This is a genomic window from Streptomyces sp. NBC_00876, from assembly GCF_045207435.1.
Taxonomy (GTDB): domain Bacteria; phylum Actinomycetota; class Actinomycetes; order Streptomycetales; family Streptomycetaceae; genus Streptomyces.
The window spans coordinates 3,378,989-3,397,420 of record NZ_CP108800.1 but is presented as its reverse complement, the minus strand read 5'-3'; the positions used below and the strand labels follow the sequence as shown (position 1 = coordinate 3,397,420).

Annotated in this window: 15 protein-coding genes; 9 read left to right on the top strand and 6 right to left on the bottom strand. The window is 71.3% G+C overall.

What is annotated here, in order from left to right; genetic code table 11:
- Positions 1 to 20 precede the first annotated feature (20 nt).
- The gene (locus tag OG782_RS14795; protein WP_406451071.1) at positions 21 to 233 is read left to right on the top strand and encodes a hypothetical protein; all 213 of its coding nucleotides are present in this window, start codon (positions 21 to 23) and stop codon (positions 231 to 233) included.
- A 64-nt stretch (positions 234 to 297) separates the two neighbouring features.
- Here OG782_RS14795 and OG782_RS14790 read toward each other — a convergent pair whose 3' ends face one another.
- The 3 genes from OG782_RS14790 to OG782_RS14780 form a co-directional block, all read right to left on the bottom strand.
- Complete coding sequence (locus tag OG782_RS14790) at positions 298 to 525, bottom strand: DUF397 domain-containing protein (RefSeq protein ID WP_406451069.1); 228 nt, start codon at positions 523 to 525, stop codon at positions 298 to 300.
- Between the two features lie 103 nt (positions 526 to 628).
- Positions 629 to 2,458 carry an asparagine synthase (glutamine-hydrolyzing) gene (gene asnB / locus OG782_RS14785; RefSeq protein WP_406451068.1) on the bottom strand — a complete coding sequence of 610 codons (1,830 nt, stop codon included), beginning with the start codon at positions 2,456 to 2,458 and terminating at the stop codon, positions 629 to 631.
- A 219-nt stretch (positions 2,459 to 2,677) separates the two neighbouring features.
- Positions 2,678 to 5,962 (bottom strand): S41 family peptidase, encoded by a 3,285-nt coding sequence (locus tag OG782_RS14780; protein ID WP_406451066.1) that lies wholly within the window; start codon positions 5,960 to 5,962, stop codon positions 2,678 to 2,680.
- 190 nt (positions 5,963 to 6,152) lie between these two features.
- On the opposite strand from OG782_RS14780, the gene OG782_RS14775 reads away from it, so the two are divergent.
- Together OG782_RS14775 and OG782_RS14770 are read left to right on the top strand one after the other, a co-directional pair.
- Positions 6,153 to 6,725: a TetR/AcrR family transcriptional regulator gene (locus OG782_RS14775; protein ID WP_406451064.1), complete on the top strand. Its 573-nt coding sequence runs from the start codon at positions 6,153 to 6,155 to the stop codon at positions 6,723 to 6,725.
- Between the two features lie 128 nt (positions 6,726 to 6,853).
- Positions 6,854 to 9,082 carry an MMPL family transporter gene (locus OG782_RS14770; RefSeq protein WP_406451062.1) on the top strand — a complete coding sequence of 743 codons (2,229 nt, stop codon included), beginning with the start codon at positions 6,854 to 6,856 and terminating at the stop codon, positions 9,080 to 9,082.
- A 143-nt stretch (positions 9,083 to 9,225) separates the two neighbouring features.
- Here the strand turns inward: OG782_RS14770 and OG782_RS14765 are convergent, their stop codons facing one another.
- Positions 9,226 to 9,576: an SsgA family sporulation/cell division regulator gene (locus OG782_RS14765; RefSeq protein WP_406451060.1), complete on the bottom strand. Its 351-nt coding sequence runs from the start codon at positions 9,574 to 9,576 to the stop codon at positions 9,226 to 9,228.
- Positions 9,577 to 9,763: 187 nt separating this feature from the next.
- Here OG782_RS14765 and OG782_RS14760 point away from each other — a divergent pair, with 187 nt between their 5' ends.
- From OG782_RS14760 to OG782_RS14740, 5 genes are all read left to right on the top strand, one after another.
- Positions 9,764 to 10,825, top strand: coding sequence for an energy-coupling factor ABC transporter permease (locus tag OG782_RS14760; protein WP_406451059.1), 1,062 nt, complete (start codon positions 9,764 to 9,766; stop codon positions 10,823 to 10,825).
- A gap of 1 nt (position 10,826) precedes the next feature.
- Positions 10,827 to 11,588: a cobalt ECF transporter T component CbiQ gene (gene cbiQ / locus OG782_RS14755; protein WP_406451057.1), complete on the top strand. Its 762-nt coding sequence runs from the start codon at positions 10,827 to 10,829 to the stop codon at positions 11,586 to 11,588.
- A complete protein-coding gene (locus OG782_RS14750; protein ID WP_406451055.1) occupies positions 11,585 to 12,370 on the top strand; it encodes an energy-coupling factor ABC transporter ATP-binding protein in 786 nt (261 codons plus the stop codon). The genes cbiQ and OG782_RS14750 overlap by 4 nt, the downstream gene beginning before the upstream one ends.
- Before the next feature lie 67 nt (positions 12,371 to 12,437).
- Positions 12,438 to 13,598 carry a serine hydrolase domain-containing protein gene (locus OG782_RS14745; protein WP_406459076.1) on the top strand — a complete coding sequence of 387 codons (1,161 nt, stop codon included), beginning with the start codon at positions 12,438 to 12,440 and terminating at the stop codon, positions 13,596 to 13,598.
- Positions 13,595 to 14,389, top strand: coding sequence for an SDR family NAD(P)-dependent oxidoreductase (locus OG782_RS14740; RefSeq protein WP_406451053.1), 795 nt, complete (start codon positions 13,595 to 13,597; stop codon positions 14,387 to 14,389). Before OG782_RS14745 ends, OG782_RS14740 begins: the two co-directional genes overlap by 4 nt.
- Before the next feature lie 102 nt (positions 14,390 to 14,491).
- Here OG782_RS14740 and rox read toward each other — a convergent pair whose 3' ends face one another.
- Together rox and OG782_RS14730 are read right to left on the bottom strand one after the other, a co-directional pair.
- The gene (gene rox / locus OG782_RS14735; protein ID WP_406451051.1) at positions 14,492 to 16,042 is read right to left on the bottom strand and encodes a rifampin monooxygenase; all 1,551 of its coding nucleotides are present in this window, start codon (positions 16,040 to 16,042) and stop codon (positions 14,492 to 14,494) included.
- Between the two features lie 198 nt (positions 16,043 to 16,240).
- Positions 16,241 to 16,840, bottom strand: coding sequence for a MarR family winged helix-turn-helix transcriptional regulator (locus OG782_RS14730; protein WP_406451049.1), 600 nt, complete (start codon positions 16,838 to 16,840; stop codon positions 16,241 to 16,243).
- 182 nt (positions 16,841 to 17,022) lie between these two features.
- Here OG782_RS14730 and OG782_RS14725 point away from each other — a divergent pair, with 182 nt between their 5' ends.
- Entirely contained in the window at positions 17,023 to 18,423 is a 1,401-nt protein-coding gene (locus OG782_RS14725; protein WP_406459074.1) for an MFS transporter, read from the top strand.
- The last annotated feature ends 9 nt before the right edge of the window (positions 18,424 to 18,432 follow it).

Here is an 18,432-nt window from a genome sequence, read left to right as displayed (position 1 = left end):
CCCACATAGGAGTGAACAGCATGGGCATCGCCGACCAGTTCAAGGACAAGGCGCAGGATCTTGCCGACCAGGCGCAGAAGAAGATGAAGGACGGCAAGAGCGAGGGCCAGCGCCAGGGTCAGGGCCAGGACCGTCGCCAGGACGCGTCCGACCGGGCCCGCGAGGCGTCCGAGCAGGGTCGCGACAAGGCCCAGGGCGCGGCGGACGACCTTCGCGAGAAGTTCGACCGCTGACGTTGCGCACATGCGCGTGAGGGCGCGTCCCGGGATCTTTCCGGGGCGCGCCCTTCGGCGTGGCTCAGACGGCTGCCTTGACGGACGCGACGAACGGCGCCCAGGCGGCTGCGTTCACGATGACCGCGGGGCCGTGGCGGCGCTTGGAGTCGCGTACGGGGACGAGGCCGGGGTGGCCTTCGGCGGCTTCGAGGCAGTTGCCGCCATCGGCATTGCTGTGGCTGCTCTTACGCCAAGTGGCGAAGTTCTGTGCCACTTCGAGGCAGTCGCCCCCGCTGCCCCGGACAGTCACGTAGCCGGGTTCGAACAGCGGACGCGTAGCTGTCCGTTGGTGAGCTTGATGAGGCGCGGTCGCTGGGATCGGGCGCGCATTCCACCGGAGACGCGGATCGGGGTCAGACCTTGACCGTCGGGTGGTGGAGGTCGAACCACACCCCCAGGTCGAGCGTCCGCTCCAGCAGCATCCGCTGCTGCTGGTCCAGGTCGGCGGCGGGCAGGGTGGTGGCCTCGGTGAGGCGCTCGCGGTTGACCAGGTCCGTGGCCGTGTGCCCGGATCGCAGCAGTTCGGCCCCCTGGGACTGGATGGCCTCGACATAGGCGGGGTCGAACGTGCCCGGGTATCCGCTCTTCTTGCGGTTGGCGACCGACTCGGGCAGGACGTTCCGGGTGGCGGCGCGCAGCAGGCTCTTCTCGCGGCCGTCGAAGGTCTTGAGGGACCAGGGGGCGTTGAAGACGTACTGCACGAGGCGGTGGTCGCAGAACGGGACGCGGACCTCCAGGCCGACGGCCATGCTCATCCGGTCCTTGCGGTCCAGGAGGGTCTGCACCATGCGGGTCAGATGGAGGTGGCTGACCACCCGCATGCGCTGGTCCAGGCCTGTCTCACCGTCCAGGACGGGGGTCTGTGCGACGGCGGTGCGGTAGCTGTCGGCGAGGTAGTCGCCGATGCCGAGCGCGGGCTTGAGGTCCTCGCTGATCTGGCCGTTCGAGTCGATCAGCGACTGGCTGCCCGCCAGCCAGGGGAAGGTCTCGGCGTGCCGCCGCTCGTCGTGGAACCACGGATAGCCGCCGAACACCTCGTCCGCCGATTCGCCGGACAGGGCCACGGTGGAGTGGCGGCGGACCGCGGCGAAGAGGAGATAGAGGGAGTTGTCCCGGTCGCCGATGCCGGTCGGCAGGTCGCGGGCGCCGACCGCCGCCCGGCGGACCTCCGGGGCGGACAGGGCCGCCCCGTCCAGGATGATGTCCTGGTGGTCGCAGCCCACGTGTTCGGCGACGGCGTGGACGTAGGGAGTGTCCTGGGTGGGCGAGATGTCGATGGCCTTGAAGTGCTTGTCCTGGTCGGGGAAGTCGACGGCGAAGCTGCGCACCGTCTCGCCCTGGGGCGCGAGGTGGATCTGCGACAGGGCGGTGAGCGCGGAGGAGTCCAGGCCGCCGGAGAGCAGCGTGCAGCGGGGCACGTCGGCGACGAGCTGGCGTTGGACGATGTCCTCGAGCAACTCACGGACGTGCGCGACCGTTTCGTCCCTGCTGTCGGTGTGCGGTTCGGAGCGCAGCTGCCAGTAGGTGTGGCGGCGCAGTCCGCCGCGGTCCAGGACGATGATCTCGCCGGGCAGCACCTCGCGCATGCCCTCCCACACGGCGGCGCCGGGGGTCTTGGCCCCGGCGAAGAGCTCACGCAGTCCGTCGAGGCCGACGACGGGGGCGACGGTGGGATTGGCCAGGATCGCCTTGGGCTCCGAGCCGAAGACGACGCCGTCCTCGGTCTCGTAGTAGTAGAACGGCTTGATGCCCATGCGGTCGCGGATCATCACCAGGCGCTCGGTCCGGGCGTCCCAGATGGCGAAGGCGTACATGCCGTTGAGGTGTTCCACGAGCTTCTCGCCCCACACGACGTAGCCCCGCAGCACCACCTCGGTGTCGGAGTCGGTGTCGAACCGCTGTCCGGCGCGGCGCAGTTCCGAGCGCAGCTCGGTGAAGTTGTACGCCTCGCCGGAGTAGACCATGGCGACCGCCCCGTCGGGGGTCTCCACGGTCATCGGCTGGGCGCCGCCCGGCAGGTCGATCACGGCGAGCCGCCGGTGCCCCAGGGCGGCGTGGGGTGTCACCCATGCGCCCGCGGCGTCGGGGCCGCGGCACGACATGGTCTGTGTCATGGCGTCGATGTCGTTCCGGTGTTCCGTCAGATCACGCCGGTAGGAGACCCAGCCGGTGATTCCGCACATGCGAACCTCGATTCACTCGATCGAAAGGGGTTGCCCCGGACGACTGTTGCCCTATGCACGCAGTTAGTCCACGTCGAGTTGTCGATCGCCTGTGTGGTATTTCCGACAGGTAAATTCATGTTAACGACAGGTTTCATGAGGCCCGGAAAACTTTGAGCCAATCACCCGGCGGGCGCGCGGCCCGCCGGGTTCCTGCCGTCGGTTTTCCCCGCCGGTTTCCTATCGCGGCGGCAGCGGGGGCCGGCGGAGGTTCGGGGCCGTTTCGTACGTCGGCGGGGTGGCCGGCGGGTGGGCGGCCAGGAGGTCCAGGGCGACCCGGACCGCGTCGTCCAGCACCGCGTGCCGGCCCTCCGCCCAGTCGAGCGGGGTGCGCAGGGCCTCCAGGTCGGGTTCGACGCCGTGGTTCTCGATCGACCAGCCGTAGGTGTCGAACCAGGCCGCGTTCATCGGCACCGTGATCACCGTGCCGTCGCCCAGCCGGTGACGGCCCGTCATGCCGACCACGCCGCCCCAGGTGCGCTGGCCGACCACCGGGCCCAGCTTCAGCAGCCGGAACGCGGCGGTGATCATGTCGCCGTCGGATGACGTCGCCTCGTCGGCCAGCGCGACCACGGGTCCCCGGGGGGCGTTGGAGGCGTACGACACCGGCTGGGCGTCGCGGGTGAGGTCCCAGCCGAGGATCGTGCGGGTGAGCTTCTCGACGACCAGTTCGCTGATGTGGCCGCCCGCGTTGCCGCGTACGTCCACGATCAGGGCCGGGCGGGAGACCTCCAGGCGCAGGTCCCGGTTGAACTGGGCCCAGCCGGAGCCGCCCATGTCGGGGATGTGGAGGTAGCCGCAGCGGCCGCCGCTCACCTCCCGTACGACCTCGCGGCGCTTGGCCACCCAGTCCTGGTAGCGCAGGGGGCGTTCGTCGACCAGGGGGACGATCGCGACGCGGCGGGAGCGGCCCTCGCCCCCGGCGGGCCGGACGGTCAGCTCGACCGTGGTGCCGCCCGCCGCGGAGAGCAGCGGGTAGGGGCCGGTGACCGGGTCGACCGGGCGGCCGTCGACATGGGTGAGGACCGCGCCCTCGCGGATGCCCGTACCGGCGAGCGGGGAGCGGGCCTTGGAGTCCGAGGAGTCGCCGGGCAGGATGCGCTGGATGGTCCAGTCGCCGTCCCGGCACACCAGGTTGGCGCCGAGCAGGCCGATCGCCCGCTGGTAGTGCGGCGGGCCCTCGTTGCGCCGGGCGGGGGTGACGTAGGCGTGCGAGGTGCCCAGTTCGCCGAGGACCTCGCGCAGGAGATCGGCGAACTCGTCGGGGGTGGCGACCCGTTCGACGAGTGGGCGGTACTGGTCGAGGATCGCCGGCCAGTCGATGCCGCACATGTCCGGCTCCCAGAAGTAGGAGCGGATGATGCGGCCGGCCTCGCCGAACGCCCCCCGCCACTCCGCCGCCGGGTCGGCCTCGTGCAGGATGCGGCGCAGGTCCAGGTAGACGGTGGAGTCGTTGTCGCCGGGTTCGGTCGCGGGGACGGCGCGCAGTTCGCCGTCGTCCATGACGACGAGGCGGGAGGCGTCGCCGCTGACGGCGAACCAGTCGAGGTGGTCGACGAGTTCGGTCTTCTTCGCCTTCGCGATGCTGAAGTGCTCCAGCGTCGGGCGGCCCGACATGTCCGCCGGGTTGGCGAACGTCTCACCGAGCGCGCCGGAGATCGGCCAGCGCAGCCAGACCAGGCCGCCGCCACTGACCGGGTACAGCGCCGAGTACTTGGAGGCGGAGACCGGGAACGGCGTGACCCGGTTCTCCAGGCCCTCGAACTCGACGGTGACCGTGGACCCCTCGGCCGCACCCGCCTCGTCGGAGTCCACCGGGTCGAGGCCGCCCGCGGCCGGCCGGCCGTCGGGGGAGAGGGCGAAGGGCGAGGGCGTCGCCGAGGAGAGCGGGACGAGGTAGGGGCGGCAGCCGAGCGGGAAGGACAGGTCTCCGGTGTGCACGTCGTACACCGGGTCGAAGCCGCGCCAGGACAGGAAGGCGAGGTAGCGGCCGTCGCCCGTGAAGACGGGGTTCTCGTCCTCGAAGCGGCCGTTGGTGACGTCGACGATGGCCGGGGCCCCCGGGCCCTGGATCCGCGCGAGCTTGATCTGGCGCAGCGAGCGGCCGATGCCGGGGTGCGACCAGGTCAGCCAGGCGCCGTCCGGGGAGAACGCCAGATCGCGGACCGGGCCGTTGACGGAGCGGATCAGTTCGGTGGGCTCGCCGGTGGACGTCTCCTCGTCGGTGTCCAGCAGGAGCAGCCTGCCGTCGTGCGAGGCGATCGCGAGACGTTCGCCGTCCGGGTCGGAGATGAGTTCCTGGACCCTGCCGACCCGCCCGGAGGCGAGCCGGCGCGGTGCGCGGTCGCCGCTGGCGCGCGGCAGGGACGCGATCTCGACCGCGTCCTCGCCCTCCGCGTCGGTGACGTACGCGACCTGGCCGCCGCTGCCGAGCATCTCCGGCAGCCGCACCCGTACCCCGGGGGTGTCGGCGATGGTGCGGGCGGGCCCGTCGCGGTGGGTGAGCCAGTACAGGCTGCCGCGTACCAGGACGGCGCTGGCCCGGCCGGTCTCGTCCACGGAGAGCGAGTCGACGTTGCTGGCGGCCGGTACCTGGTAGCTGCGCCGGCCGGCGCGCTGCCCGCCGAGCCGTACCTCCAGCTTGCGGGGCCGGGCGTCCGGCGACTCCAGGTCGTCGACCAGCCACAGCTCGCCGGCGCACTGGTAGACGACCCGTCGCCCGTCGCTGGAGGCGTGCCGGGCGTAGAAGGCGTCGTGGTCGGTGTGGCGGCGCAGATCGCTGCCGTCGGGCCGGCAGGAGTACAGGTTGCCGACGCCCTCGTGGTCGGAGAGGAACGCGATGCGGCCCCCGGCGAACATGGGCGAGGCGAGGTGGCCGTCGATGTCGGGGAGCAGCCGCTCGCCGTGCAGCCACAGCCGGCCCGTGGCCCCGCCCCGGTAGCGCTTCCAGGCGGCTGGTTCGTGCGGCGGTGTGCCGCTGAGCAGCAGGGTGCGTCGCTCGCCGTCGATGTCGGCGACCGCGATGTCGGAGACCGGCCCCCAGGGCAGCCTGCCGCCGGGGCTGCCGTCCGTGGGCACGCTGTAGGCCCAGGAGAAGTACGAGAACGGCTGGCGGTGCGAGGACACGGCGAGGATCTGCGAGGAGTCCCCCGGGTCGGGGGTCCAGCCGCAGACCCGGGCGTCCGTCGACCCCCAGTAGGTGAGCCGGCGGGCCGGGCCGCCGGCGACCGGTGCGAGGTGGATCTCGGGGTCGAGGCTGCGCCAGGTCGTGTACGCGATCCGGGTCCCGTCGGGCGAGAAGCGCGGATGGCTCACTCTGGTGCGGTCGACGGTCACGCGCCAGGCGCGTCCGGGCGCCTCCCCCTCGGGGGCGAGGGGGGCGACCCAGAGATCGTCCTCTGCGGCGAAGCAGAGCAGATCCTCGTGGAGGTGCGGGAACCGGAGATACGAGACGTCGTCACTCACCCCCCAATGCTTTCCGTGCGAGGGGGCCGCGGCAACTTGTGGTGCGCAACACAAGCGAAACGAGGTCGTTTCGCTAGGTCGGCGAGGTACCGTCCATGTGTACGAAACGGTTTCGTTCGATAGCTGAAGCGTGATTGACCTGCGACTGATGTACGAATGATCCGGGCTCAAGGGAACAGGAGGTCGACCCATGGCACGCACACGGCTCACGCCCGAGCGTGAGAGCGAGCTGTACGCCGCCGTGCTCGACCTGCTCCGCGAGGTCGGCTACGACGCTCTCACCATGGACGCCGTCGCCGCACGTACCCGTTCCAGCAAGGCCACCCTCTACCGCCAGTGGGGGAGCAAGCCGACCCTCGTCGTCACGGCTCTGCGGCACAACAAGCCCGTCTCCCTCGGCGATGTCGACACCGGCTCGCTGCGCGGTGACTTCCATGCCGTCCTGAGCCGCTCCGACGACTGTCAGATGGAGAAGAACGCCGCGCTGATGCGGGGTCTGAGCCATGCCGTCCACAACAACCCCGATCTCCTCCAAGCCCTGCGCGACCTGCTGATCGAGCCGGAGATGACCGGTCTCGACGAACTGCTGCGCCGGGCCGTGGAGCGCGGGGAACTGCGTCCGGACCAACCGGCGCTGAAGTACGTACCGCACATGCTGATCGGCGCTTTCGCCGCCCGGCAGCTGGTCGAGGACCGCGACGTCGACCAGGCGTTCCTCACCGACTACCTCGACTCCGTGATCCTCCCCGCTCTCGGAGTCTGACAGCCGTCCCCGCCGTCCCCACGGCACCCGCACGGCCCCTCCCCAAAGCCCCACCTGACACGCCGCTCTCGTCGTCGGGCTGGTACCTCACGCCCTTTTCCACTCGACCTGACCGGGAGTACGCCCCCGTGGCCACATTCCTCTACAAGCTCGGACGGCTCGCCTTCCGGCGCCGCCGCTACGTCGCCCTGATCTGGGTGGCGCTGCTGGCACTCGCCGGATTCGGCGCGGCCTCCGCCGCCACTGCCACCTCCAGCTCCTTCTCGATCCCGGGTACGGAGGCCCAGAAGGCCTTCGACCTGCTGGAACAGCGATTCCCCGCGTCCAGCGCCGACGGCGCGACCGCGCGCATCGTCTTCAAGGCCCCCGAGAACGAGAAGATGACGGACCCGGCCAACAAGGCCGAGGTCAACAAGATCACCCACGAGCTGAAGTCCGGCTCCGACCAGATCGCCTCGGTCGTCGACCCGTACGCCGGAAAGGCCGTCTCCAAGAACGGCTCGACCGCGTACATCTCGGTCACGTACAAGGTCAACTCGATGGAGCTGACCGACGCGACCCGGGACGCCCTGGAGGACGCGGGCACCGCGGCCCAGAAGAGCGGGATGACCGTCGAGATCGGCGGTGACGCGCTCCAGGTGATGCCGGAGACCGGCGCCACCGAGATCATCGGTGTGGCCATGGCCGCGGTGGTGCTCGTCATCACCTTCGGCTCGCTCATCGCGGCGGGGCTGCCGCTGCTCACCGCCCTGATCGGGGTCGGCATCGGCGTCTCGTCGATCACGGCGCTGGCCAATGTGCTCGACCTGGGCTCCACCACCTCCACCCTCGCGATGATGATCGGCCTCGCGGTCGGCATCGACTACGCGCTCTTCATCGTCTCCCGCTACCGCGCCGAACTGGCGGAGGGCCGGGAACGCGAGGAAGCGGCGGGACGCGCGGTCGGCACCGCCGGTTCCGCGGTCGTCTTCGCCGGGCTCACCGTGGTCATCGCCCTGGTCGGCCTGGCCGTCGTCAACATCCCGATGCTGTCGAAGATGGGCTTCGCCGCGGCCGGCACGGTCGCGATCGCCGTCCTCATCGCCCTCACCCTCGTCCCGGCCCTGCTGGGCTTCGCGGGCAAGCGGGTCATGGGGCGCAAGGCGCGCAAGGCCGCCGAGGCGGAGAACGAGCCCGACGCCAAGCCGAACATGGGCACCCGCTGGGCGCGGTTCGTGCTGCGCAAGCCGGTGTGGGTGCTGCTGGTCGGTGTCATCGGCCTGGGCACGATCGCCGTACCGGCCGCCTCGCTGGAGATGGGTCTGCCGGACGACAGCTCCCAGCCCACCAGCACCACCCAGCGCCGCGCCTACGACCTGCTCTCCGAGGGCTTCGGCCCCGGCTTCAACGGCCCGCTGCTGGTCGTCGTCGACACCGCGAACAGCGCCGACGGCAAGGCCGCCGCCAAGCAGGTCGGTGACGAGATCTCCGGCATGAAGGGTGTCGTCGCCGTCACCCCGGCCACCTTCAACAAGGCCGGCGACGCGGCGATGATCACCGTCGTCCCGAAGGACCGGCCGAGCTCCGTCGAGACGGAGAACGTGGTCCACGCGATCCGTGACGCGGGCAAGGACATCAAGTCCGACACCGGCGCCGAGGTGCTGGTCACCGGCGCCACCGCGATGAACATCGACTTCTCGCAGAAGATGAACGACGCGCTGCTGCCGTACCTGGCGCTCGTCGTCGGCCTCGCCTTCCTGCTGCTGATGGTGGTCTTCCGCTCGGTCCTGGTGCCGCTGAAGGCGGCGCTCGGCTTCCTGCTCTCGGTCGTCGCGGCCCTGGGCGCGGTCGTCGCGGTCTTCCAGTGGGGCTGGCTCGGCTCGCTCTTCGGGGTCGAGCAGACCGGTCCGATCATGTCGATGATGCCGATCTTCATGGTGGGCGTGGTCTTCGGTCTCGCGATGGACTACGAGGTCTTCCTCGTCACCCGGATGCGTGAGGCGTACGTCCACGGCGAGAAGCCCGGCCAGGCCATCGTCACCGGCTTCAGGCACGGTGCCCGGGTCGTCACGGCCGCGGCCGTGATCATGATGGCGGTCTTCTCCGGCTTCATCGGCTCCAGCGAGCAGATGATCAAGATGATCGGCTTCTCGCTCGCCATCGCCGTCTTCTTCGACGCGTTCGTCGTCCGCATGGCCATCGTGCCCGCGGTCCTCGCGCTGCTCGGGAAGCGGGCCTGGTGGCTGCCGCGCTGGCTGGACCGGGTGCTGCCCAACGTGGACGTCGAGGGTGAGGGCCTGCGCAAGGAGCTCTCCGACACCCCCGCCGCCGACGCCGGCCCGGACGCCGGGGGCGAGCGCGAGCTCACCCGCGTCTGAGCCGTGGCCGAGAGCCGCTGACCTCCGCGGCCGCGTCTGAGCGGAGCGCGGCCCCGGAAGCGCCGGTTACCTGTGGGGACGGGGGACCGGGGCGACGAGAGCCCCCGTGCACCAGTGCACGGGGGCTCTCGGCATGCGGCGGGTCAGGCGGTGGCGGTCTCGGTCCTGGCCTCGTGGTGCGTACGCCGCAGGAAGCGGATCAGGGGTGAGCTGTCGAACTGCACCACCTCGACGCCCCCCGCCACGTGGCGCTCCACCACGAGCTGGACCCGGCCGCACGGCCAGATCCGGAAGGTGCCGAGCTCGACGGGGGAGCGCAGCCCGCGCTCCAGCAGATCGCGCTCGACGGCCCAGTTCGCACCGCCGGGGAAGGCGATGTGGATCGTCGCGGTGGCTTCGGCGGAGTCGTAGCGCAGCTCGACGGGCACCACGGGCAGATCGCGGGCGTCGGTGACGAGCCGGGCGCGGGCATGTTCTTTGATCGCGGGGGACATGGGCCGGCTCCTCCTGTGTATATATCTTCGTCCTCTAATGTCCCATATATTCCGCCAAGAGCACTGCGAGAACACTGGGCAGTTGTGACAGACCCGCTCTTGCGAACCATTCGCAACAAGGCCCTATCATTGAGAGGTTCATGACCCCGCGCAGCAACGCAGGAACGCAGGAAGCGGAGCCTCCCCCATGCATGTACCCGACGGATTCATCAACGCACCCGTCTCCGCCGTCGCCGGAGTCGTGGCCGCCGGTGCCGTGGCCGTCAGCCTGAAGGGTGCCCGACGCGAGCTGGACGAGCGCACCGCGCCCCTGGCCGGCCTGGTCGCCGCCTTCATCTTCGCCGTGCAGATGCTGAACTTCCCCGTCGCCGCCGGCACCAGCGGGCACCTGCTGGGCGGGGCGCTGGCCGCGATCCTGGTCGGGCCGTACACCGGGATCCTGTGCGTATCCGTCGTCCTGCTGATGCAGGGCATCCTCTTCGCCGACGGCGGGCTCACCGCGCTCGGCGTGAACGTCCTGGACATGGGCGTCGTGACCACCGTCGTCGCGTACGCCCTCTTCCGCGGCCTCGTGGGCGTGCTGCCGCGCACCCGCCGCTCGATGACCGCCGCGTCCTTCGTCGCCGCGCTCGTCTCCGTACCGGCCGCGGCCGCGGCCTTCACGCTGATGTACTGGATCGGCGGCACCACCGACATCCCGATCGGCAAGGTCTTCACCGCGATGGTCGGGGTCCACGTCCTGATCGGCATCGGCGAGGCCGTGATCACCGCGCTGACCGTCGGCGCCGTCATCGCCGTCCGCCCCGACCTGGTCCACGGCGCCCGCGGCCTCACCGCCCCGCTCAAGCTCCGTATCGACGGCGAACTCGTCGACGCCCCCGCGCCCGCCCGTGAGCCCGTCTCCGCCCACCGCTCCACCCGGGGCCTTTGGGCCACAGGCCTCGTCACCGCCCTGGTCCTGGCCGGCTTCGTCTCCTTCTACGCCTCCGCCGATCCGGACGGTCTGGAGAAGGTCGCCACCGACCAGGGCATCGACAAGAAGACGGAGGAGCACGCGGCCAAGGACTCCCCGCTCGCCGACTACGGCGTCAAGGACGTCTCCGACGCCCGGATGTCCGGCGGACTGGCCGGAATCATCGGCGTGGGCGCCACCCTCGTCGTCGGCAGCGGCGCCTTCTACGTCGTCAGCCGCCGACGCCGTACGGCGGACGAGCCCGCGGCCGCCAACCACACCGAAGAGAAGGTCTGAGATGGGCGCCGGACACGCCCACAAGCTCTACCGGCACGGGCACTCGCCGGTCCACGACCTGCCGCCGCACTGCAAGCTCGCCGCCGTCTTCGCCTTCGTCGTGGTCGTGGTCACCACCCCGCGCGAGGCGGTGTGGGCCTTCGGGCTGTACGCGCTGCTGATCGCCGGCGTCACGGCCCTGGCCCGCATCCCCGCCGCGTTCCTCCTCAAGCGGCTGCTGATCGAGGTGCCGTTCGTCGCGTTCGCCCTGCTCATGCCGTTCGTCGTGCCCGGCGAGCAGACGCACGTCCTCGGCCTCTCCGTCAGCGTCCCCGGCCTCTGGGGCGCCTGGAACGTCCTGGCCAAGGGCACCCTGGGCGTCGCCGCCTCCGTGCTCCTCGCCTCCACCACCGAACTGCGCTCCCTGCTGCTCGGCCTCCAGCGCCTCAGACTGCCCCCGCTGCTCGTCCAGATCGCCTCCTTCATGATCCGGTACGGCGATGTGATCACCGACGAGATGCGCCGGATGTCCATCGCCCGCCGCTCGCGCGGATTCGAGGCCCGCGGGGTACGGCAGTGGGGTGTCCTGGCCAAGTCGGCGGGCGCCCTGTTCATCCGGTCCTACGAACGCGGCGAACGCGTCCACCTCGCGATGGTCAGCCGCGGCTACACCGGCACCATGCCGGTCATCGACGAGGTGACCGCCTCCCGCACCCAGTGGGCGTACGCCTCGGCACTCCCCGTGCTCGCCCTTGTCGTCTGTCTGCTGGGATGGACCGTATGAGCCAGTCTTCCGCCGCCCCCGTGCCGACCCCTCCGCCGTCCCTGGAGGTCCGGGGTCTCGCCTACGCATACCCCGACGGCCACCAGGCCCTCTTCGGCGTCGACCTGAACGTCGGACGCGGCGAACGCGTCGCCCTGCTCGGCCCGAACGGGGCCGGCAAGACCACCCTGGTCCTCCACCTCAACGGCATCCTCGACGCGGGCGCCGGCACCGTCCACGTCGCCGGGCTCCCCGTCGACAAGCGCAACCTCGCCGAGATCCGCCGCCGCGTCGGCATCGTCTTCCAGGACCCCGACGACCAGCTCTTCATGCCCACCGTCCGCGAGGACGTCGCCTTCGGCCCCGCGTCCGGCGGGCTGCGCGGCGCCGAACTGGAGGAACGGGTCACCGAAGCGCTGCGCCAGGTCGGCATGGAGGAGTACGCCGGCCGGCCGCCGCACCACCTCTCCTTCGGTCAGCGCCGCCGCGTCGCCGTTGCCACGGTCCTCGCCATGCGGCCGGAGATCCTCGTCCTGGACGAACCCTCCTCCAACCTGGACCCCGCCTCCCGCCGCGAACTCGCCGACATCCTGCGCTCGTTGGACGTCACCGTGCTGATGGTCACGCACGACCTGCCGTACGCCCTGGAGCTGTGCGGCCGCGCGGTCATCCTCAGCGACGGGGTCATCGCCGCCGACGACCGCACCCAGGAGCTCCTGTGCGACGAGGAGTTGATGCGCGCCCACCGGCTGGAGCTCCCCTTCGGCTTCGACCCGCGTTCCGTGACGGTGAACATGAGGTGACCCGCCCCACCTGCGACCTGCGGCGCAATGCACCATGGGGGGCATGAGCGGGAGCGCAGGAGCAGGCGTGGACGTACGGGGCACGGTGGTGCCCGGATTCGAACCGGTCCGGGATGCTTTCATCCGTAACTTCGAGCAGCGCGGCGACCGTGGGGCAGCGGTCACCGTCTACCGGCACGGGCGCAAGGTCGTCGATCTGTGGGCCGGGACCAGAGACGTCGACGGCGTCGAGCCGTGGGCCGTCGACACCGTGCAGATCGTCCGCTCGGCCGGCAAGGGCATCGCCGCCGCCGTACCCCTGCTGCTGCACCAGCGCGGCCAGATCGACCTGCACGCCCCGGTCGGCACGTACTGGCCGGAGTTCAAGACGAACGGCAAGGAGCGCGTACTCGTCCGCCACCTCCTCGCCCACCGGGCCGGCATCCCGGCCCTGGACCGGCCGCTGACCCCCGAGGAGGCGGCCGACGGAGTGAGCGGGCCGCGCGCGGTCGCCGCCCAGCACCCCCAGTGGGAGCCCGGCACCGACCACGGCTACCACGCGCAGACCTACAGCTGGCTCATCGGCGAACTCGTGCGGCGCGTCACCGGACGGACCATCGGACGCTGGATCGCCGAGGAGATCGCCCGCCCGCTCGGCCTGGACTTCTGGTTCGGCATCCCGGCGGACGAGGCCCACCGGGTCGGCCGGATCGGCCCCGTCGAACCGCCCGCAGGGGACGGCACCGGCGCGCTGCGCATGCGGCCCAAGCGCTCGGTCGTCGACGCCTACCGCGACCCGGACTCGCTGACCCGGCGGGCGTTCGGCGCCATCGACCCGTTCCCCGACGAGAACGACCCCGGCTACCGGGCGGCCGAACTCCCCGCGTCCAACGGCATCGCCACCGCCCGCGGCCTGGCCCGCTGCTACGCCGCGATGATCGGCCCGGTCGACGGCCACCGGCTGTTCGCCCCCGCCACCCTCACCCTGGCCCGCACCGAGGAGTCGGCCGGCCCGGACCGGGTCCTGGTCGTCTCCACCCGCTTCGGCCTCGGCTACATGCTGCACGGACCGGCGTCCCCGCTGCTCGCCCCGGGCTCCTTCGGTCACCCCGGCCGGGGCGGTTCGCTGGGCTTCGCCGACCCCGAATCCGGCATCGCACTGGGCTATGTGACGAACGGTCTGCAGAAGGGAGTCACCGCCGACCCCCGTGCCCAGGCACTGGTGCGCGCAGTACGTTCGGCGCTATGACTTCTCCCGCACTCTCGCGATTCGACGGATACGGCGTACTCATCACCGGCGCGGGCCAGGGCATCGGTGCCGCCACCGCCCGCCGGCTGGCCGCCGAGGGCGCCCGCGTCCTGGTCACCGACCTGGACGGCGACCGGGCGGAGCGGGTGGCGGCGGAGATCCGGGAGAGCGGCGGCGAGGCCGGTGCGCTGGCCTGCGACGTGGCCGACCGGGCGGCGGCCGGGGCGGCGGTGGAGCGCGCCGTCTCCCTGTTCGGCGCGCTCGACGTGCTGGTCAACAACGCCTACTCGTGCACGCCCGATGCCGCGCTCTTCGAGGACGAGCCGGACGAGGCCTGGCAGCGCGACCTGGACGTCACCCTCTCCGGCGCCTACCGCTGCGCGCGGGCCGCGCTGCCGCACCTGGTGGCGTCCGGCCGGGGCGCGATCGTCAGCATCGGCTCGGTCAACGGCGAGCAGGACTTCGGCAACCACGCCTACAGCGCCGCCAAGGCGGGCCTGGCCAGCCTCACCCGTACCCTCGCGGGCCACGCGGGACCGCGCGGGGTGCGGGTCAACCTCGTCGCACCCGGCACCGTCCGCACCGACGCCTGGGCGGGCCGCGACGCCGAACTGTCCCGGGTGAGCGGCCTCTACCCGCTCGGCCGGGTCGGCGAACCGGAGGACATCGCGGCCGCCGTCGCCTTCCTCGCCTCCCGCGACGCGGCCTGGATCACCGGCACGACCCTGTGCGTGGACGGCGGGCTGACCGCGGTGAACACGGGCTTCCGGCAGGCGCTCACGAAGGAGTAGGGCCGGCCGTCCGTACGGCACAGGGGACCGCACCGGCCCTCCGGGGCAGCCCAGGGGCTGGGGCGGCCGAAGCCGCCCCAGCCACCCGCCCCTGGCCCAGGATCAGTTGGCGGGCTCTCCGAACCAGCGGGAGAGGTGGTCGTCCAGGTCGTCCTGATCGTCCCCGATCCAGGCGACATGGCCGTCGGGGCGCAGCAGGACGCAGGGGACATCCAGTGCCGCAGCGGGGTCCGCGAGGTGGTCGACCCGGTCCGACCAGCCGCCAGCGGTCAGGCGTTCGGTGCGGTCCAGCAGCAGGCCGCGGCCGCGATGCAGCAGATCGTAGAGGCGGCCGTGTCCAAGGTCGATGTCGGGCAGGCGGCGGCCGAGCAGGCCTGGGCCTTCGCCGAAGTCGTAGCGGATACTGGTCGCGGCGATCTTCTCGATGAGGAAGCGGTTCACCTCGTCGAAGTCCATCAGTTCGGTGAGCAGCCGGCGCACGGCCTGCGGGCCCGGTTCGGTGGAGTGCAGTTCCATCTGGGCGCGGGTGTTGTCCAGCACGTCCGCGGCGACCGGACGGCGTTCGGCCTGGTAGGTGTCCAGCAGTGTGTCCGGCGCCCAGCCGCGGATGTGCGCGGCCAGTTTCCAGCCGAGGTTGAAGGCGTCCTGAACGCCCAGGTTGAGGCCCTGTCCGCCGGTGGGCGGATGGATGTGTGCCGCGTCCCCGGCCAGCAGGACCCGCCCGGCCCGATAGCGCTCGGCCAGCCGGGTGGCATCTCCGAAGCGGGACAGCCGGCGCGGGGAGTGCACGCCGAAATCCGTTCCGGCGATGGTGCGCAGCTCGCGCCTGAAATCCTCGAGTGTCGGTGGTTCCGCGCGATCGCCGATTCCGGCGGCGGGGACCACGACGGTGTAGGTCCCCTCGCCGAGGGGCCTGAGCCAGAATCGCTTGTTGGTCTCGCCGATCTCGGCCACCTTGGCGGCGATCTCCTCCCGCGGCGCCCCCACTTCCATCTCGCCCATCAGCGTCTCGTTGCGCGACGGTTCGCCGGGGAAGCCGACGCCGAGCAGTTTGCGTACCGCGCTGCGCCCGCCGTCACAGCCGACGAGATAGCGCGAACGCAGCAGTTCGCCGCCGGCCAGCTCGACGGTCACGCCCCCGTCGTCCTGCTCCAGACCGGCCACCGCACCACCGCGCCGGACCTGCGCACCCAGTTGGACCGCATGCTCTTCGAGCAGACGGACGATGACCGGGTGCGGAATGCCCAGCAGATAGGGGTGCGCGGAATCCAGGTCCTTGGGCGCGGGTTTGGCGATGCCGGCGAAGATGCCGCCGGCCGGACGCTTTCTGCCGTGTTCGAGAACGCGGTCCAGCAGTCCGCGCATCGCCATCAGCTCGATACTGCGCATGTGCAGACCGACGATGCGGAAGGAGGCGGGCCCGGTCTCCTTCTCCAGAACGAGTACCCGGACGTCGTGCAGCCGCAGCTCGGCGGCCAGCATCGCGCCGGTCGGCCCGCACCCGGCAATGATCACGTCGTACATGTCGCACATGAGGGGCGCGCGACCGGAGCCGGAGGCCGACGACCGGAGTCCGGGGGCGCCGCTCACGGGGATGTCGCGCTCGGCCGCGTCGTTCGACGACGGCTCGGTGGTGAACTGCGGAGAGTCCATCAGGTGTTGCCTTTCGGGAGTGCCTTCTTGTGGCGGCGCTCCCGGCGACACCTATGTCAATCGCCCGCCCGTGACGGGAAGGGGGAGCACCCACATCGCTGCTGCGTTCATGGGTCTCACCTCCTTGAGTGGTGTCACGGTCACTCGCAAGTTATAAGCACGAGCGTCACCCCGTCCAATCATTTCCCGGCCACGTGATCACGACTCCGCCTCGTCGTACACGTCCACGATCCGTCGCAGGAAGGCCGCCACGACGGCCTGCTCGTCCGGCGAGAGCTCCGCGGCGGCGTCCGTCACGCCCTTGATGACCGGTGCCACATGGTCGTACGCCGTGGCGCCCCAGTGCTCGGCCGGCGTGACGATCACCTTGCGGCGGTCGGTGGGATGCGGCTCGCGGGTGGCGTGACCGCCGGCGACAAGACGGTCGATGACCAGGGTCGTTGCCGCCGTCGAGGCCTCCAGCCGGTGGGCGAGGTCGGTGGGGGTCGTCGGCCCGACGTTGACGAGGTGGTCCATCACGGCGAGCCCCGCCGCGTCGACCCGCAACTGGCGCCCCAGACGGCGCTCGAACCGCTGCTGCCGGAGCGTGAGATTCCGCAGCTGTTCCCGGATGGCGCCACCGGTCGTCTGCCCCCGGACGGCGCCACCGGTCGTCTGCTCCGGGGCGGCGCCACCGGTGGTCTGCTCTCGGACGGCGCCACCGGTCGTCTGCTCCGGGGCGGCGCCACCGGTCGTGGCGGAGCCTGCGGGCGCCGGTGCGGCCTCGGCGGGTTCGGTGGCGGGCGGTTTGACATCCATGCGGCTCAGGATACTCTCGATATTGCTAATAAAATTGGTAACCAATGATCTGAGGCAAAATGAGTGCGGACCCGATCGCCACACCGGTCGCGGAGCCGGGCCCGCGACCGGCCGGATTGCCCGGGAGATCCGGGGAATCCGCAGAGCCCCCCTACCGGTGGCGCTGGCTGATCCTGGCGGTGATGCTCGTCGCCGAGATCATGGACCTGCTGGACGCGTCCATCGTCAACGTGGCGGGACCCGAACTGGAGCGGTCCCTCGGGGCGGGTCCGGTCGGCCTTCAGTGGGTGATCGGCGGCTACGCACTCACCCTGGGCGCGGGCCTGATCCTCGGCGGCCGGCTCGGCGACCGGTACGGGCGCCGCCGGATGTTCCTGGCCGGCCTCGCCGCCTTCACGCTCACCTCGCTGCTCTGCGCGTGCGCACCGGACATCGGGTCGCTGATCGCCTTCCGGCTGCTCCAGGGCACCGCGGGCGCGATGCTCCTGCCGCAGGGCCTCGGACTGCTGCGGGAGAACTTCTCCGGCGCCGAACTCACCAAGGTCTTCGGCATCTTCGGCCCCGTCCTGGGCCTCGGCGGCATCGTCGGCCCGGTCCTGGGCGGCGGACTGATCCAGAGTGACTTCCTGGGCCTGGGCTGGCGGCTGGTCTTCCTGGTCAACCTGCCCATCGGCATTGCCGCGCTGATCGTCGCGGCGAAGGTCGTCCCCAGGAAGCCCGGCGACCGCACGGTGGTCGTCGACGGCGTGGGCGCGGCCCTGGTGGCCCTGTCCTGCGCCCTGCTGGTCCTGCCGCTGAACCAGGGCCAGGAGTCCGGCTGGCCGCTGTGGACCTGGCTGTGCATGGCCGCGTCCGCCCTCGGCTTCGCCGCCTTCGCCCTCCAGCAGCGCCGCACCGCCGCCCGGGGACGCGAGCCGCTGGTGACACCCGCGCTGCTGCGCAAGCCCGCGTTCACCGTGGGGCTCGGCGGGATCGCGCTGTTCTTCGGCGGACTGGTCGGCAGTCAGCTCGTACTGACCCTCTATCTCCAGATCGGACAGCACTTCAGCGCCGGTGAGGCAGGTCTCGGCAATCTGCCGCTCGCCGTGGGGACCGCGATCGGCGGCGCGGTCAGCGGTGCGTTCCTCGCCGAGCGGATCGGCCGGGCGGTCCTGCAGATCGGCCCGCTCGTGCAGCTCGCGGGCGCCGGACTGCTCTGGTACGAGCTCGGCGCCGACGGATCGTTCTCCCTCTGGCACATCGCGCCCGGCGTGGCCGTCTCCGGGATCGGCGCGGGCATGGTGATCGCCGCCCTGTTCAGCTTCATCCTCGCGGCCGTCGACGACAGCGAGATCGGCTCCGCCTCCGGGGTGCTCACGGCGGTGCAGTCCATCGGCGGCTCGATCGGGGTGGCCGTCTTCGGATCGGTGTTCTTCGACCGGGCCGGAGCCGGTGAGTTCACCGCCGGCTACCGCCACGCACTGATCGCGCAGGCCTGTCTGCTGGTCGCCTTCCTGGCCATCACCCTCCTGCTCCCGAAGAAGGCACGGCCCGAGGGCGAGGAGCACGCGGGGCCGGGGGAGGGGGAGGACGCCAGGGGGTGACTGTCCCCG

Coding starts and splice junctions, on each gene's coding strand:
- OG782_RS14795 (WP_406451071.1), top strand. CDS start 21: ATGGGCATCGCCGACCAGTTCAAGGACAAGGCGCAGGATCTTGCCGAC.
- asnB (WP_406451068.1), bottom strand. CDS start 2,458: ATGTGCGGAATCACCGGCTGGGTCTCCTACCGGCGTGATCTGACGGAA.
- OG782_RS14775 (WP_406451064.1), top strand. CDS start 6,153: ATGGCACGCACACGGCTCACGCCCGAGCGTGAGAGCGAGCTGTACGCC.
- OG782_RS14765 (WP_406451060.1), bottom strand. CDS start 9,576: ATGTCCCCCGCGATCAAAGAACATGCCCGCGCCCGGCTCGTCACCGAC.
- OG782_RS14760 (WP_406451059.1), top strand. CDS start 9,764: ATGCATGTACCCGACGGATTCATCAACGCACCCGTCTCCGCCGTCGCC.
- cbiQ (WP_406451057.1), top strand. CDS start 10,827: ATGGGCGCCGGACACGCCCACAAGCTCTACCGGCACGGGCACTCGCCG.
- OG782_RS14750 (WP_406451055.1), top strand. CDS start 11,585: ATGAGCCAGTCTTCCGCCGCCCCCGTGCCGACCCCTCCGCCGTCCCTG.
- OG782_RS14740 (WP_406451053.1), top strand. CDS start 13,595: ATGACTTCTCCCGCACTCTCGCGATTCGACGGATACGGCGTACTCATC.
- rox (WP_406451051.1), bottom strand. CDS start 16,042: ATGGACTCTCCGCAGTTCACCACCGAGCCGTCGTCGAACGACGCGGCC.
- OG782_RS14730 (WP_406451049.1), bottom strand. CDS start 16,840: ATGGATGTCAAACCGCCCGCCACCGAACCCGCCGAGGCCGCACCGGCG.
- OG782_RS14725 (WP_406459074.1), top strand. CDS start 17,023: ATGCTCGTCGCCGAGATCATGGACCTGCTGGACGCGTCCATCGTCAAC.